The sequence below is a fragment of the Bacillus paramycoides genome (genome assembly GCF_038971285.1).
In the GTDB taxonomy this organism is placed as follows: domain Bacteria; phylum Bacillota; class Bacilli; order Bacillales; family Bacillaceae_G; genus Bacillus_A.
On sequence record NZ_CP152427.1, the window covers coordinates 1452479 to 1468763 of the forward strand.

General features: G+C 36.9%; 19 protein-coding genes. 18 read left to right on the forward strand and 1 reads right to left on the reverse strand.

From position 1 onward, the window contains the following. Nucleotides 1–24: 24 nt before the first annotated feature. Complete coding sequence (locus AAG068_RS07560) at nucleotides 25–159, reverse strand: YpzI family protein (RefSeq protein WP_000513900.1); 135 nt, start codon at nucleotides 157–159, stop codon at nucleotides 25–27. A 116-nt stretch (nucleotides 160–275) separates the two neighbouring features. Here AAG068_RS07560 and AAG068_RS07565 point away from each other — a divergent pair, with 116 nt between their 5' ends. The 18 genes from AAG068_RS07565 to hisC all read left to right on the forward strand — a co-directional run bounded on the left by AAG068_RS07565 (nucleotide 276) and on the right by hisC (nucleotide 16249). Next, nucleotides 276–887 (forward strand): YphA family membrane protein, encoded by a 612-nt coding sequence (locus AAG068_RS07565; RefSeq protein ID WP_342719718.1) that lies wholly within the window; start codon nucleotides 276–278, stop codon nucleotides 885–887. Continuing rightward, entirely contained in the window at nucleotides 880–1773 is an 894-nt protein-coding gene (locus tag AAG068_RS07570) for a YIEGIA family protein (protein ID WP_166702163.1), read from the forward strand. Before AAG068_RS07565 ends, AAG068_RS07570 begins: the two co-directional genes overlap by 8 nt. After that, nucleotides 1770–1955 carry a capping complex subunit for YIEGIA gene (locus AAG068_RS07575; protein ID WP_061677809.1) on the forward strand — a complete coding sequence of 62 codons (186 nt, stop codon included), beginning with the start codon at nucleotides 1770–1772 and terminating at the stop codon, nucleotides 1953–1955. The genes AAG068_RS07570 and AAG068_RS07575 overlap by 4 nt, the downstream gene beginning before the upstream one ends. Nucleotides 1956–2079: 124 nt before the next feature. Further along, on the forward strand, nucleotides 2080–3390 hold the full coding sequence (der, locus tag AAG068_RS07580; RefSeq protein WP_098521192.1) for a ribosome biogenesis GTPase Der: 1311 nt from the start codon (nucleotides 2080–2082) through the stop codon (nucleotides 3388–3390). Between the two features lie 18 nt (nucleotides 3391–3408). Further along, the gene (locus AAG068_RS07585) at nucleotides 3409–4431 is read left to right on the forward strand and encodes an NAD(P)H-dependent glycerol-3-phosphate dehydrogenase (RefSeq protein ID WP_029440681.1); all 1023 of its coding nucleotides are present in this window, start codon (nucleotides 3409–3411) and stop codon (nucleotides 4429–4431) included. Nucleotides 4432–4547: 116 nt separating this feature from the next. Continuing rightward, entirely contained in the window at nucleotides 4548–4799 is a 252-nt protein-coding gene (locus AAG068_RS07590) for a stage VI sporulation protein F (RefSeq protein ID WP_000369753.1), read from the forward strand. 420 nt (nucleotides 4800–5219) lie between these two features. Next, a complete protein-coding gene (locus AAG068_RS07595; RefSeq protein ID WP_001288997.1) occupies nucleotides 5220–5423 on the forward strand; it encodes a DUF2768 domain-containing protein in 204 nt (67 codons plus the stop codon). Nucleotides 5424–5487: 64 nt separating this feature from the next. Then, nucleotides 5488–6201: a hypothetical protein gene (locus AAG068_RS07600; protein WP_342718779.1), complete on the forward strand. Its 714-nt coding sequence runs from the start codon at nucleotides 5488–5490 to the stop codon at nucleotides 6199–6201. 243 nt (nucleotides 6202–6444) lie between these two features. Beyond that, nucleotides 6445–7923, forward strand: a complete 1479-nt coding sequence (spoIVA, locus tag AAG068_RS07605) for a stage IV sporulation protein A (protein WP_000416519.1) — start codon at nucleotides 6445–6447, stop codon at nucleotides 7921–7923. Between the two features lie 299 nt (nucleotides 7924–8222). Further along, the gene (locus tag AAG068_RS07610) at nucleotides 8223–8495 is read left to right on the forward strand and encodes an HU family DNA-binding protein (RefSeq protein ID WP_001043860.1); all 273 of its coding nucleotides are present in this window, start codon (nucleotides 8223–8225) and stop codon (nucleotides 8493–8495) included. Nucleotides 8496–8615: 120 nt separating this feature from the next. Next, complete coding sequence (folE, locus tag AAG068_RS07615; RefSeq protein ID WP_001151482.1) at nucleotides 8616–9185, forward strand: GTP cyclohydrolase I FolE; 570 nt, start codon at nucleotides 8616–8618, stop codon at nucleotides 9183–9185. Nucleotides 9186–9399: 214 nt separating this feature from the next. Then, nucleotides 9400–10149 (forward strand): heptaprenyl diphosphate synthase component 1, encoded by a 750-nt coding sequence (locus tag AAG068_RS07620; RefSeq protein WP_342718780.1) that lies wholly within the window; start codon nucleotides 9400–9402, stop codon nucleotides 10147–10149. Nucleotides 10150–10178: 29 nt separating this feature from the next. After that, complete coding sequence (menG, locus tag AAG068_RS07625) at nucleotides 10179–10892, forward strand: 2-heptaprenyl-1,4-naphthoquinone methyltransferase (protein WP_342718781.1); 714 nt, start codon at nucleotides 10179–10181, stop codon at nucleotides 10890–10892. Between the two features lie 59 nt (nucleotides 10893–10951). Further along, nucleotides 10952–11914, forward strand: a complete 963-nt coding sequence (hepT, locus tag AAG068_RS07630) for a heptaprenyl diphosphate synthase component II (protein ID WP_098670520.1) — start codon at nucleotides 10952–10954, stop codon at nucleotides 11912–11914. Nucleotides 11915–12038: 124 nt separating this feature from the next. Next, nucleotides 12039–12485 (forward strand): nucleoside-diphosphate kinase, encoded by a 447-nt coding sequence (gene ndk, locus AAG068_RS07635; protein WP_000415885.1) that lies wholly within the window; start codon nucleotides 12039–12041, stop codon nucleotides 12483–12485. 273 nt (nucleotides 12486–12758) lie between these two features. Then, nucleotides 12759–13931 (forward strand): chorismate synthase, encoded by a 1173-nt coding sequence (gene aroC / locus AAG068_RS07640; RefSeq protein WP_342718783.1) that lies wholly within the window; start codon nucleotides 12759–12761, stop codon nucleotides 13929–13931. Then, nucleotides 13931–15016, forward strand: coding sequence for a 3-dehydroquinate synthase (aroB, locus tag AAG068_RS07645; RefSeq protein WP_342718784.1), 1086 nt, complete (start codon nucleotides 13931–13933; stop codon nucleotides 15014–15016). The genes aroC and aroB overlap by 1 nt, the downstream gene beginning before the upstream one ends. Before the next feature lie 120 nt (nucleotides 15017–15136). Next, nucleotides 15137–16249, forward strand: coding sequence for a histidinol-phosphate transaminase (hisC, locus tag AAG068_RS07650; protein ID WP_342719719.1), 1113 nt, complete (start codon nucleotides 15137–15139; stop codon nucleotides 16247–16249). Nucleotides 16250–16285 lie beyond the last annotated feature (36 nt).

Genomic DNA, 16285 nt, shown 5'->3' on the forward strand with positions numbered 1-16285 from the left:
ATCGAAACCGTCTTTTTGTATTCATTAGTGCTGATTCTGCTTACGAGCTTGCTCTGGTGTATCCAGTCCAGTAGCTCCCGGATATTGTAGTGATTGGTCACGGTCAGATTCAACGCGGCGTGATTCTCTTAGTTTTCGTTCTTGACGATCTTTACCCATAATGAATAGCACCTCCTTGTTAAAAGTGTTGCTGTTATATGAAAAAACTATGCGTGAAGAAAGTGGATTAACTTTCATAAAAAGTTCCCATAATGGAAAACATAGGAGGTGAAATGATGGAAGGGAGTACTTTTTATTTTATAGCTTGGATAGGGTGGATCGTCGTAACTTTTTTTATGAAAAAGGACTCTATTCGGTGGAAGACAAGCACCTGTATATTGATTTTTATTATTTGCTCTCCGTTACATGTAACGATTGCTTCATTCACGGTATCAGTAAATGCAATTTTGCTTTGTATTGTCGCTTTTATAGGAATCACGCTTTATTCTATTCGGAAAAAATTATATAGCTTACTTTCGGCACTTATTATTGCAATGTTATATACAAGTTTTCATTTGTTAGAAGTATATGATCCAATTTGGATTGTGGTGGACAGGTTGTTTTTATTAAGTAGCGTTCTTGTGTATGCATCGGTTTTATTACACGAGGATCGCATATTACGATTGTGTTCTCTTTATATAGGGATGTTGCAGGGGGAATTGCTAGTGACACTTATTTTTCGGAAACTACATTTCCCTTATAATTACGGAAGTTTAGCGTTTTTTGATATCGTCGCCGTTTCTACATTTTTCATGGCAATTTTGTTTTGGATTGCAAAAGCATCAGTATATATGGAACAGTTCAAGAGAAAAACACGTAAAAGAAAGGCGAGGGTAATACATGACTGAATATACACCGGCCATTTTATGCGGCGTAATAGCAGGGACAGTAACGAGAGTGTTAATGCTCAGGACGGATACACGGCAATATCCTACGAGACTACATGGGAAAATTATTCACATTGCGATGGGGTTAATTGCAGCTGCTTTAGGAGCTATTGCGATTCCGTCCATTTTGAAAAAAGATTTTTCTGCCATTACGTTTCTTACGTTGGCAGCAACACAGTTTCGTGATGTGCGTAATATGGAAAGAAATACATTGCAACAATTAGATGGTTATGAGCTCGTACCGCGTGGGAATACATACATTGAAGGAATTGCATTAGTTTTTGAAAGTCGCAACTATTTGGCGATGTTAACGTCGTTTGTGACGACGTTTGCGTATATAGGGTTTCGTTCATGGATTGCTGGAGTAATTATGGCGATCATCGCATTTTTGATCGCGAAAAAATTAATGTCTGGCAGAAGGTTACATGATCTTGTTGATATCGAGCATGTTCCGCTTCGGTTTGAAGGAGCAGGGCTGTATATTGATAACATTTACATTATGAATATTGGATTGCCAGCAAGACAAGAGGAAATTATGAAGTATGGGATGGGTTTTATTTTAAAGCCGAAAACAATTGATGCGATGGTGACAATCTCCAACTTAGGACAACGACAGGCTATTTTACATGATGTTTCTGTTGCTTTAGGAATTTATAGAGATTCTGGAACACCGGCGCTTGTACCGTTAGCGAAGCGTGATTTAGAGGATGGAAGGGTTGGAATCTTTGTCTTGCCACAAGATCAAGATGCGGAGAAAGCAATAGGTGTCATAGGGAATGTGCCGACGTTAGAAAGTGCTGTTCATATGTCATCGGAAGCCCCGAAAGGAAGGGGAGATAAGGGATGATGTTAGAAAGTGTAATTTTAGCGGTTATTACAACAGCGCCGGAGAAATTTGCTGGTGGTGCCCCTTTGTTTACTTGTGAATCGACAGAGGAATTAGAATTTGTTGCAAATAATTTAGAAGCAATTTTAGACGGTATTGCGCATCGCTTACAAGAGAATGTATATATTATTGTGAAACATTAGCAACGTGTGTTATAATGTGAGGTGTTTTGATACGTTGAGAAATATTCTGGAATGCAAATCCCTTCTTGCACAAAGAAGGGTTTTTTACATAATAAACAGAAGCAAGTTGAAAGGATGAAAGTATATGCCGAAACCAGTAATAGCAATAGTAGGCCGCCCGAACGTAGGGAAATCTACTATTTTCAATAGAATTGTTGGAGAGAGAGTTTCAATCGTAGAAGATATTCCAGGTGTAACGCGCGATCGTATTTATAGCGCTGGAGAATGGTTAAATCATGAATTTAACATTATTGATACAGGTGGGATTGATATTGGAGACGAGCCATTTTTGACACAAATTCGTCAACAAGCTGAAGTAGCGATTGATGAAGCAGATGTTATCATTTTTATGACAAATGGTCGTGACGGTGTAACAGCAGCTGATGAAGAAGTTGCGAAAATATTATATCGTTCAAATAAACCAGTTGTACTTGCAGTAAATAAAGTGGACAATCCGGAAATGCGCAGTGACATTTATGATTTCTATGCATTAGGATTTGGTGAGCCATTCCCAATTTCAGGTACACATGGATTAGGATTAGGTGACTTATTAGACGAAGCTGCACAGCATTTTCCAAAGATTGAAGAAGACGGATATGATGAAGATACAATTCGCTTCTCTTTAATTGGACGTCCAAACGTAGGGAAATCATCACTTGTAAATGCTCTTCTTGGTCAAGAGCGTGTAATTGTTAGTAATGTAGCAGGAACAACTCGTGATGCTGTCGATACACCATATAGTAAAGACGGAAAAGATTATGTAATTATCGATACAGCTGGTATGCGTAAAAAAGGGAAAGTGTATGAAAGTACAGAAAAGTATAGTGTACTTCGTGCATTAAGAGCGATTGAACGTTCTGACGTTGTTTTAGTCGTTTTAGATGGTGAAGAAGGAATTATTGAACAAGATAAAAAAATTGCTGGATACGCTCATGAATCAGGACGAGCTGTCGTTATCGTTGTAAACAAATGGGACGCAGTGAAAAAAGACGAAAAAACAATGAAAGCATTTGAAGAAAACATCCGTGCTCATTTCCAATTTTTAGAGTACGCACCAATTGTGTTCTTATCTGCGAAAACGAGAAAACGTACACAAACGTTAATTCCAGTTATCGATGAGGTAAATGAGAGCCATAGTATCCGTATTCAAACGAATGTATTAAATGATGTAATAATGGATGCGGTAGCGATGAATCCAACGCCAACACATAACGGTAGTCGTCTGAAGATTTTCTATGCAACACAAGTTGCAGTAAAACCACCAACATTTGTTGTGTTTGTAAACGATCCAGAATTATTGCACTTCTCATATGAGCGTTTCTTAAAGAATCGTTTACGTGAATCATTTGGTTTTGTAGGAACGCCGATTCACATTATCGCTAGAGCAAGAGACTAATGGAGAGGATGTGATTTTATGACAAAAATCACAGTAGTTGGAGCAGGTAGCTGGGGAACAGCGTTAGCGATGGTATTAGCTGACAATGGGCATGATGTACGTATTTGGGGAAATCGTTCTGAACTTATGGATGAGATTAATACAAAACATGAGAATAGTCGATACCTTCCGGGAATTACATTGCCAAGCACAATCGTAGCCTACTCTTCTTTAGAAGAAGCATTAGTAGATGTAAATGTAGTACTTCTTGTAGTACCAACGAAAGCGTATAGAGAAGTACTGCAAGACATGAAGAAATATGTAGCGGGTCCGACTACTTGGATTCATGCAAGTAAAGGAATTGAACCTGGTACGTCAAAACGTATTTCGGAAGTGATTGAGGAAGAAATTCCAGAGAACTTAATTAAAGACGTTGTTGTACTGTCTGGACCGAGTCATGCTGAAGAAGTTGGTTTACGTCAAGAGACGACGGTTACATCAGCGGCGAAGCGTATGGAAGCGGCTGAGGAAGTACAAGACTTGTTTATGAATAGTTACTTCCGTGTATACACAAATCCAGATATCGTTGGAGTTGAACTTGGTGGTGCGTTAAAAAATATTATCGCATTAGCTGCGGGGATAACTGATGGACTTGGATTAGGTGATAATGCGAAAGCGGCATTAATGACGCGTGGTTTAACGGAGATTGCTCGTTTAGGAAGAAAAATGGGTGGAAATCCGTTAACGTTTGCTGGTCTAACTGGTATGGGTGACTTAATTGTAACTTGTACAAGTGTCCATAGCCGAAATTGGCGTGCTGGAAATATGCTTGGAAAAGGACACTCTTTAGAAGAAGTGTTAGAAAGTATGGGGATGGTTGTAGAAGGTGTAAGAACAACGAAAGCTGCTCATGAATTAGCAGAGAAAATGGAAGTTGAAATGCCGATTACAGCAGCTTTATATGACGTGCTATTTAATGGGAATAATGTAAAAGATGCAGTAGGTTCATTAATGGGACGTGTTCGAAAACACGAAGTGGAAGCTATACCTGACTTACTGTAAAGAAAAGCGACAGAAGTACATTTGTACTTCTGTCGCTTTTTATTTTTTTTGGGTCTTTTCACCATTTTTTTATTTTTGCATAGGATGAAGAGTAACTTGAGGAGAGGGTGAAAAGAATGGATAATAACATTTTTAATAACATTGAAAAAGAAGCGAAAGTGAATAAAGAAGATATTTTTAAATTAGCATCATCTGTACAAAATGCGAATTTACGTGATGAGACTGTGCTTCGTCAATTGATTCATCAAGTGGCTCTTATGGCAGGACGTGAAGTGCCGAAAGAACAAGAGGATCAAATTGTAAAAGCGATCATTAACAATAATATGCCGGCAGATTTTGGCTCGTTAAGTAAAATGTTTAAAAAATAAAATATGAGAAACAAAGAGTTTGTAGATTGCATATGATAGCCATGAAAGTATGGGAATAGAGCTGTTTTGGGCATATTTGGTCAACCGAAGCGAGAGATACACTCGCTTCGGTTTTTATGTTTATCCCGCGTTAACGGACAGTAAAACTCCCACCTCAAAATTCAGTTGGAGCAAAGAAGTTAGGTGGGAGATCAACTGTCCGTTAACGTCCGATTGGTGAGGGCTGATAATCAGTGGGGGATGAACAAAACCCCCACTGATTAAAGTTTCACTTTATGTAGATTAGTGGAAAATGCTGAAAAACCTATTGATTAAAGTTACATATTCGCAATTTGTAGTAAAATGTTCTTTTTTTATTTGTTTAAAGATTTTAATTTGTTAAAATAGTATAAAAATAGATTAATAAAAAGGGGTGTGTATATGTCGGAAGGGCTTATAAAAATGTGGTTTGCTTTAGGGGCAATTGGCTTTATGTTTTTTGCAGTAAGTTTTATTTTGCTAAGCAGATATAAAATAAAGAATAAAATTTTGAAAGGGATTACAGCATTGGTAGCCTACACCCTTATGGTTGTGTCAGGAATTGTTATTTTTCTTGTTGTATTTAGTGGACCTGTACAGCAGTAAAGGGGATGGTCTCGAAAATGTTACATACGGAGCAAGTTATATTAGTATGAAAAGGTGATTACTAGTGAAAAAAATCCATATTATTTTAATATTTTGTTGTATCAGCCTTTTAACAGGATGTCTGTATCCAAAAGAAAATATGAAACAAAATGCTGTTCCTTATGAAGATCAGCTACAGGTCGTTCAAAAAGCTGTTGCGACATTTAAGGAGCAAAATAGTGGGATATTGCCAATTAAGACGCGGGATATGAATACGCCTATTTATCAAAAGTATCCAATCGATTTTCAAAAAATTTCTCCGCGTTACATACAAGAAGCGCCAGGGAACGCGTATGAAAGCGGAGGAGTATATCAATACGTATTAATAGACGTTGAAACAAACCCGACAGTAAAGCTAATTGATGTGAGGATGGCTGAACAAATTCAGGAATTATCTTTAAAGCTTCGGATGTATCGAGATGAACATCAATATCCACCTTTTAAAAAGGTAATTTCAGATGGTGTGTATGAATTAGATTTCAAAAAACTAGGATATAAAGATGTACCGCAAGTGACAAGTCCTTATTCTGGTAAAGGACTTCCGTTTGTAACCAATGAAAAAGGAGAACTTTTTGTTGATTATAGAATCGACTTATATGAAGCGTTGAAAAAGAATGGAGGGCAATTTAAGGAGGGAGAAGATATCCGAAATATCCTTTCGAAAGATTCACCATTTGTACCTGCGTATTCTTTGCCGTATACGGTAAAGGATGGCGAACCAATTTTTTTAAAATCATAAGTCATGAACCTTTCTTTTAGTGAATAAGTTCTAGAAGAAAGGTTTTTTATGTTACACAACTTGCGATGCAAACAAAAGGTATTTTTTTAATAGTCATATGAAATTGGACAAAATTATATGATATATTGTCCGAACTTCTAGAATACCATTATATTATATCAGATATTATAGGCAACGTTAGAGAAGGTATTAGTTGACTATAAACGTGGAATTATTCCCAAAAATATTGAGGGAGGGAATCACTTGGAAAAGGTAGATATTTTTAAAGATATTGCGGAACGCACAGGCGGTGATATTTATTTTGGAGTTGTAGGAGCTGTTCGAACAGGGAAATCAACATTCATTAAAAAATTTATGGAACTTGTAGTTATCCCTAATATTGAGAATGAGTCTGACCGTCAAAGGGCGCAGGATGAACTGCCTCAAAGTGCTGCTGGCCGTACAATTATGACGACGGAACCGAAATTTGTTCCAAACCAAGCGGTTTCTATTGAAGTAGATGAAGGTCTTGAAGTGAATATTCGATTAGTAGATTGCGTCGGATATACGGTTCCAGGAGCAAAAGGCTATGAAGATGAGAATGGCCCACGCATGATTAATACTCCTTGGTATGAAGAGCCTATTCCATTCCATGAAGCTGCAGAAATTGGAACACGTAAAGTAATTCAAGAACATTCAACAATTGGTGTTGTAATTACAACAGATGGAACGATTGGTGAAATTCCAAGAAGAGATTATATAGAGGCAGAAGAACGCGTCGTAAATGAGCTAAAAGAAGTCGGAAAACCTTTCATTATGATCATTAACACTGTACAGCCGTATCATCCAGATACAGAGCAATTGCGCCAAAGCTTATCTGAAGAATATGATATCCCAGTCATTGCAATGAGTGTTGAAAGTTTAAGAGAAACAGATGTATACAATGTACTTCGAGAGGCGTTATTTGAGTTCCCTGTTTTAGAAGTGAATGTGAACCTTCCGAGCTGGGTAATGGTGCTAAATGAAGGACATTGGTTACGCCAAAGTTATCAAGAAGCCGTTCAAGAGACTGTGAAGGATATAAAACGTCTTCGTGATGTGGACCGTGTCGTTTGGCAGTTTAGCCAGTATGAATTTATTGATCGAGCGAGCCTAGCTGGTATTGATATGGGGCAAGGTGTAGCAGAGATTGATTTATATGCACCAGATGAATTATATGATCAAATTTTAAAAGAAGTTGTAGGGGTAGAAATCCGAGGGAAAGATCATTTATTAAAGCTTATGCTCGATTTATCTCATGCGAAAATAGAATACGATCAAGTGGCGGATGCCCTGCGTATGGTAAAGCAAACAGGATATGGTGTAGCGGCGCCTGCGTTAGCTGACATGAGCTTAGATGAGCCGGAAATTATTCGTCACGGTTCAAGGTTTGGTGTGAAATTAAAAGCTGTAGCTCCATCTATTCATATGATTAAAGTAGATGTGGAGTCTACGTTTGAGCCAATCATTGGTACTGAAAAGCAAAGTGAAGAATTAGTTCGTTATTTAATGCAAGATTTTGAAGATGATCCATTATCAATTTGGAATTCTGATATATTTGGACGTTCGCTAAGTTCTATTGTTCGAGAAGGTATTCAAGCGAAACTATCTTTAATGCCGGAAAATGCGAGATATAAATTAAAAGAAACGCTAGAAAGAATTATTAATGAAGGATCTGGCGGATTGATTGCGATTATATTATAAGAAAAAAATCCCTCTCATCGTAGAGGGATTTTTTTAATTTTTGCATATAAAATAGAAAAATAAACAGTCATTATCTAATATATTGTTGTAAATTGTCAAGTTTCATCAGATTTTCACATTTTAAGAGTAACAATTTCCTTAAAAATATTGAATTATAAAGGAGAATCGTATAATATAGGCGTTGATAATGATTTATCTACATCTTTGTAGTATAGAATTTGCAAAAATTGCCTACAAATGAAAGTAAGACTCATTTTATGATCATTATACAGTCTTATCTTTGGGAGGAGGTGAATGGCATGAACAAGACAGATTTAATCAATGCTGTTGCAGAAGCAAGTTCCCTTTCTAAAAAGGACGCAACAAAAGCAGTAGACGCTGTTTTTGATTCTATCTTAGAAGCTTTAAAACAAGGTGATAAAGTACAACTGATCGGATTCGGTAACTTCGAAGTTCGTGAGCGTGCGGCTCGTAAAGGTCGTAACCCACAAACAGGTGAGGAGATTGAAATCGCTGCAAGTAAAGTACCTGCATTCAAACCTGGTAAAGCGTTAAAAGATGCGGTTAAATAATCCTTACATATTAACAGGGAAGAAGAGTTTCCTTTTTGGAAACTCTTCTTTTTGCTTTTAAAAACATAAATATGCTAGAATGTGTTCGTATCACTTTTAGGTTTTCGGGAGGGCTAGCGGATGGCAAAAGTTAATTTAGAACAAATTGAGCATGCAGTACGCCTTATTTTAGAGGCAATCGGGGATGACCCAAATCGTGAGGGAGTACTTGATACACCAAAGCGTGTTGCAAAAATGTACGCAGAAGTGTTCTCAGGTATGCACGAAGATCCGAAAGAACATTTGCATAAAGTGTTCGGAGAAGATCACGAGGAGCTTGTACTAGTAAAAGATATACCGTTTTATTCGATGTGTGAGCATCATTTAGTTCCATTCTATGGAGTTGCTCACGTTGCATATATTCCGCAAGGCGGAAAAGTTACAGGGTTAAGTAAATTAGCTCGTACTGTAGATACAATTGCACGTCGTCCACAACTACAAGAACGTATTACTTCAACAGTAGCGAACTCTATTATGGAAGTACTAGAGCCGCACGGTGTAATGGTAGTAGTAGAAGCTGAACATATGTGCATGACGATGCGCGGTGTGAAAAAGCCGGGTGCAAAAACAGTAACAACCGCAGTACGTGGTGTGCTAGAAAATGATGCTGCGGCACGTAGTGAAATTTTATCTTTTATTAAAACGAAGTAAAGAAAAGTGGGAAACTGCTTTTCTTTTTTTTTTTTTTGTAAATAAATGATATAGTTTTAGGAAGGCAGAGTGAGAATAGAAAGATTACTTAAAAGAATGGAAGATGTTATTTCATTCGATGGAAGTTTGGAAAGAGTAGCCAAGTTTTGGTTATAGAAAATAGAATGTATGTGTTATAATAAGTTTTATGAATTAGAAAACAAGGGTGATTTTTGTGTGTGACATCTACGGAGGGTATGCGGGTATAAAAGAGAAATTGATGGAGAAATTACGCCATCCTTATTTTATAAACTATATTGAAGAACCATATATTGATGAAGAGAAAATAGCATTGTTATATGGTGCTTTAAAAAGTGCAAAATTACATATAGAACAAATTGAGCATTATGTAGTAACGATTATGCTTGTTCAAATTGCGCTTGATACACATGAAAGAGTATCAAATAAGGCAGGGGAAGAAGCAAATGAATCGCATAAACGTCGCCAGCTAACAGTGCTTGCTGGTGATTACTATAGCGGGTTATATTATTACTTATTGTCTATGAATCGTGATATTGTTTTAATTCGTGCGCTTGCTGAAGGAATTAAAGAAATTAATGAACATAAAATAATGTTATATCAAAAAGCGCATAAAACGATGGATGACATAATGGAAAGTGTAGTAATGATTGATTCTGCACTCTTACAAAAAACATGTGATCATTTTCATTTATCGCATTGGAAGCCGTTTATAACGTATGTATTAGGAAAAAATCGTCTTCAAAAAGAATGTGAACTATACGCTGATAAACAACATTCACCTGTTTTTCAAGCTGTTCAAGAGATTTTGAACGATAAAGCAGACGCAGAAACAGTTATGAATGGATGGATGATGGAACTGAGGAAGAAAGAAAATCAATTTTTAGAAAATCACACAGATATAAGCGAAATAAACTCTGTGTTAAGAGATAAATCGAAGACATAAGCAATTTTACATTGGAAGAAGGTACGAGCATGCAACAATCAAAAGAAGAAAGAGTACATGATGTATTTGAGAAAATCTCTGATAAATACGATGTAATGAATTCTGTAATTAGTTTTCAAAGACATAAAGCGTGGCGTAAAGAGACGATGCGCATTATGGATGTAAAACCAGGTAGTAAAGCGCTTGATGTATGCTGCGGGACAGCGGACTGGACAATCGCGCTAGCTGGAGCGGTAGGTGAACAGGGCAAGGTTGTTGGTTTAGACTTCAGTGAGAATATGTTATCTGTCGGTAAGCAAAAGGTAGAGGCGTTACAATTAAAACAAGTAGAACTTCTACACGGGAATGCAATGGAACTTCCGTTTGAAGATAATACATTTGATTATGTAACAATTGGATTTGGTTTACGTAACGTACCGGATTATATGCACGTATTAAAAGAAATGACGCGTGTAATAAAACCAGGTGGAAAAGTAATTTGTTTAGAAACATCTCAGCCAACAATGATTGGTTTTCGACAAGGGTATATTTTATACTTTAAATATATCATGCCGTTATTTGGAAAGTTATTTGCGAAAAGTTATAAAGAATATTCATGGCTACAAGAATCTGCTAGTACATTCCCTGGTATGAAAGAATTGGCTAATATGTTCGAAAAAGCTGGACTTGAACGTGTACAAGTGAAGCCGTTTACTTTTGGGGTAGCAGCGATGCATTTAGGTATGAAACCAGAATCAAAATAGAAAAAAGAAAAAAGAAAAAAGAAAAAAGAAAAAAGAAGTTTTAGGTTAAGGTGAACAATATGAAGTTACAACTTATGTACTCTTTTTTACGATCGGATATTAATGTGATAGAAAAAGAATTAAAAAAGACAGTTGCTTCTGAACAGCCATTAGTAGAAGAGGCGGCATTACAACTTATTGAAGCTGGTGGGAAGCGAATTCGTCCTGTATTTGTGTTGCTTGCGGGTAAATTTGGAAATTATAAGTTAGACGCTATTAAGCATGTAGCTGTTGCGTTAGAACTTATTCATATGGCTTCTCTTGTTCACGATGATGTTATTGATGCTGCATTTTTACGGCGTGGTAGCGCAACTGTGAATGCAAAATGGGGAGATCGTATTGCAATGTATACAGGGGACTATCTATTCGCTAAGTCTCTTGAATGTATAACAAATATCGAAATTCCTGAGGCGCATCAGGCGCTATCGCATACCATTTTAGAAGTGTGTAAAGGTGAAATTGAACAAATTAAAGATAAGTATGACTATGACCAAAATTTAAGAACGTATTTAAGAAGAATAAAGCGAAAAACAGCATTATTAATTGCTGCGAGTTGCCAATTAGGAGCAATTGCTGCTGGCGCGAATCGTGATACGGTAAATCGTCTGTTTTGGTATGGATATTTCGTAGGGATGTCGTATCAAATTATTGATGATATTTTAGATTTCGTTTCCACAGAAGAGAAACTTGGGAAACCGGCTGGTGGAGATTTACTACAAGGAAATATTACGCTTCCTGCTCTATATGCTATGGAAGATCCGGTTCTTTGTAAGAAAATCAAATCTGTACATGAAAATACAACAGCGGATGAAATGAAAGAAATTATTGAGGCTGTAAAGAATAGTGCTGCTATTGATAAAGCATTTGCGTTTAGTGAACGTTATTTACATAAAGCATTAGAAATTATAAAACCACTCCCACGTGGACAAGCGAAGTATGCATTACAAAATGTAGCAAAGTATATTGGAAAACGAAAATTTTAGTGTTTTTTCTAAAAAATAAAATAATCTCTCTATTTCAAAACTATTGCACAATTGTGATAAGGGTGTTAATATGTGTGTGGGGATATACAATTACATACATAATTCAGAAGTGGAGAGATTTTTTATGGAAAAAACATTTCTAATGGTTAAACCAGACGGTGTACAACGTGCCTTCATTGGGGAAATTGTAGCTCGTTTCGAGAAGAAGGGCTTTCAATTAGTTGGTGCAAAATTAATGCAAGTCACTCCGGAAATTGCTGGACAACACTATGCTGAGCACACAGAGAAACCTTTCTTTGGTGAATTAGTAGACTTTATTACATCTGGCCCTGTATTCGCAATGGTATGGCAAGGTGAAGGTGTAGTAGATACAGCTCGTAACATGATGGGTAAAACAAGACCACATGAAGCAGCTCCTGGAACAATTCGTGGAGATTTCGGTGTAACTGTTGCGAAAAACATTATCCATGGTTCTGATTCGTTAGAAAGTGCAGAGCGCGAGATTGCTATTTTCTTTAAAGAAGAAGAATTAGTTGACTACTCAAAATTAATGAATGAATGGATTTACTAATTATTTTGAAATAATTTGTAAACGCTTTAATCACTGTGATAATAGTAGAAAGTGCAAGGAGAATAGGGGTATTCTTCTTGCACTTTTTTTATTTCAATTAGTTACGAAGTTTGAGCTGTTATGATATATTGATATGTAAAGTAAAAGGCCTATCGAGGAATAAGCGAATGGCTGATGTATTATATAATTTCTTTCATATTTTTAGAGTAATGAAGGATAATATCATCGCTTAATATAGCGAGATAAATACATATACGAAAAGAGGAATAACGTATGCGATATATTACAGCTGGTGAATCTCATGGTCCACAACTTACAACGATTATAGAAGGCGTACCTGCAGGACTACCAATAGTTGCGGCTGATATAAATGAAGAGTTAGCTAGAAGGCAAAAGGGATATGGGCGTGGTAGACGCATGCAAATTGAAACAGATCAAGTACAAATTGTAAGTGGTGTTAGACATGGAGAGACACTAGGTTCTCCAATTGCACTTGTTGTTGAAAACCGTGATTTTGCACATTGGACAAAAATTATGGGTGCAGAGCCATTAACAGAACAAGAAGAAAAAGAAATGAAAAGGAAAGTAACAAAACCAAGACCTGGACATGCTGATTTAAATGGTGCGATTAAATATGGTCATAGAGATATGAGAAATGTACTGGAACGTTCTTCGGCTCGCGAAACGACAGTGCGTGTTGCTGCTGGTGCGGTTGCTAAAAAAGTGTTAGCGGAACTTGGTATTACAGTAGCGGGCCATGTAATTGAAATTGGCGGTGTACAGGCTAAGGAGACTACGTATCGTTCAATTGAAGAATTAAAAAGCATTACAGAAGCATCACCCGTACGTTGTTTAGATGAAGAAGCTGGTAATCAAATGATAAAAGCAATTGATGATGCGAAATCTAATGGTGATTCAATCGGTGGCATCGTTGAAGTAATTGTGGAAGGAATGCCAATTGGAGTAGGCAGCTATGTGCATTATGATCGAAAACTAGATGCAAAATTAGCAGCCGCAATTATGAGCATTAATGCCTTCAAAGGTGTCGAGATTGGAATTGGTTTTGAAGCAGCGCATAGACCAGGAAGTGAAGTTCATGATGAAATTCTTTGGAATGAAGAGCATGGATATACACGAAGAACAAATAACGCAGGTGGTTTAGAAGGTGGAATGACGACTGGCATGCCAATTGTTGTGCGCGGTGTGATGAAACCGATACCTACACTATATAAACCTCTTCAAAGTGTTGATATTGATACGAAAGAGCCTTTTACAGCAAGCATTGAACGTTCAGATAGTTGTGCTGTTCCGGCTGCTAGTGTCGTTGCAGAAGCGGTTGTAGCTTGGGAATTAGCGACAGCTTTAATAGAACAATTCGGATTAGATCGTATGGACCTTATTCGTGAAAATATTGAGAAACATAATGAATATGCGAGGGGATTTTAATGGGAAACATACATATTCAAACAAAATCAAAAGAATATGATGTACATGTAGGAAAAGAATCGTTGTCACATTTGACAACAATCGTTCAAAACATGCAGCCATCTGTATCAAACATCATGATCATTTCAGATGAAGCTGTTGCATCTTTGCATTTACAGACAGTTGTAGATGCATTGCAAGTAGAGCAAAAAGTATTTCCATTTGTCGTACCGAGTGGTGAAAAAGAGAAGTCTTTTGAAAATTTCTATGCGGCTCATACGTCAGCTCTTGAAAATAAATTAGATAGAAATTCTTTAATTATCGCACTTGGAGGCGGGATGATTGGAGATTTAGCTGGTTTTGTTGCTGCATCGTTTATGCGTGGAATTCGCTTTGTTCAAGTACCAACGACTTTATTAGCTCACGATAGCGCGGTAGGTGGGAAAGTAGCAATTAATCACCCATTAGGTAAAAATATGATAGGGGCATTCCATCAACCAGAAGCAGTTGTATATCATACGCCGTTTTTACAGTCTCTTCCTGAAAAAGAGTGGCGTTCAGGTTATGCAGAAGTGATAAAACATGCTCTTATTGGTGATGTAAAGCTGTATCATTGGCTAAAAGAAGAAGTGCAAACATTATCAGATCTTCGTGATGAGAAATTAATCCATATATTAACGAAGGCGATTCCTGTAAAGGCAAACATTGTATCGCAAGATGAAACAGAAAAAGGTGTACGTGCTCATTTGAACTTTGGACATACGTTAGGCCATGCTCTTGAAAAAGAACTAGGATATGGAAATATTACTCACGGTGACGGGGTAGCAGTTGGAATGTTATTTGCCTTGTTTTTAAGTGAGCAAGTATACAAAGTTGAACTTTCTTATGAAGAGATGAAGCAGTGGTTCTTAAAGTACGGATATCCAAAAATGCCAAGTGATTTGAATGTAGAGCGTCTCGTTCAATTGATGAAACAAGATAAGAAAGCGAATGCTGGAGCAATTCATATGGTGCTTATGCAGGAATATGGGGTAGTGAATGTCGTATCTATTCCAGATGAGACTGTTCATATTGCGTTAGAGGCATTTCAAAAGGATATGGTTTAAGAGCTAAGAAGTGCTTGTTTCAAGGTATCCTCGTAATAGTGACGGTTAAGATAAACGATTGCAATGAGAGATTATAACCTTATTGTAATCGAATTGAATAAAACGACTGGGGGAAGAAAAATGAGAGTGAAAGAGCAATTGTTAACTTTGAGAGCATATGTACCTGGGAAAAATATTGAGGAAGTAAAAAGGGAATATGGGTTATCAAAAATTGTGAAATTAGCATCGAACGAAAACCCATTCGGTTGCTCAGCGCGTGTAACAGAAGCATTAACTTCTTTAGCGAGTCAATACGCTCTTTATCCAGATGGGTATGCTTTTGAACTTCGAACAAAAGTAGCAACACATTTAGGTGTTAAAGCGGAACAACTTTTATTTGGTAGTGGATTAGATGAAGTCATTCAAATGATTAGCCGTGCATTACTACACGAAGGAACAAATGTTGTAATGGCGAATCCAACATTCTCGCAATACCATCACCATGCTGTTATTGAAGGAGCAGAAGTTCGTGAAGTACCACTTAAAGATGGTATTCACGATTTAGATGCGATGTTACAGCAAGTAGATGATAAAACGAAAATCGTATGGATTTGTAACCCAAATAATCCAACAGGTACATATGTAGAGAAACAAAAATTACTTTCATTTTTAGAATCAGTTCCTAAGTCAGCACTCGTTATTATGGACGAAGCATATTATGAATATGCGGGGGCAGAAGACTATCCGCAAACATTACCACTTCTTGAAAAGTATGAAAATCTTATGGTGTTACGCACGTTTTCAAAAGCATATGGTTTAGCCGCTTTCCGTATTGGGTATGCGGTTGGTAATGAGCAGTTAATTGGGCAACTAGAAGTAGCAAGGTTACCATTTAATACATCGACTGTAGCGCAGTCTGTAGCACTCGCTGCGTTAGAAGATCAAGCATTTTTACAAGAATGTGTGAAAAAGAATGAAGAAGGATTAAATCAATATTACGCGTTTTGTAAGGAATATAACGTATTCTATTACCCATCTCAAACAAATTTCATTTTCTTAAAGCTTGGTATTCCTGGTAATGAGGCTTTCGAACGATTAATGAAGAAAGGCTATATTGTTCGTTCTGGTGCTGCATTTGGTATACATGATGGCATTCGTATTACTGTCGGTTTGAAAGAAGAAAATGATGAAATTATAGAACTATTGAAAGAGCTTGTAAACGAGCAAGTAAAGAAAGAAGAAACATACTCTTAAGAGTTTGTAAAGGCTCCTAATATAGGAGTCTTTTTT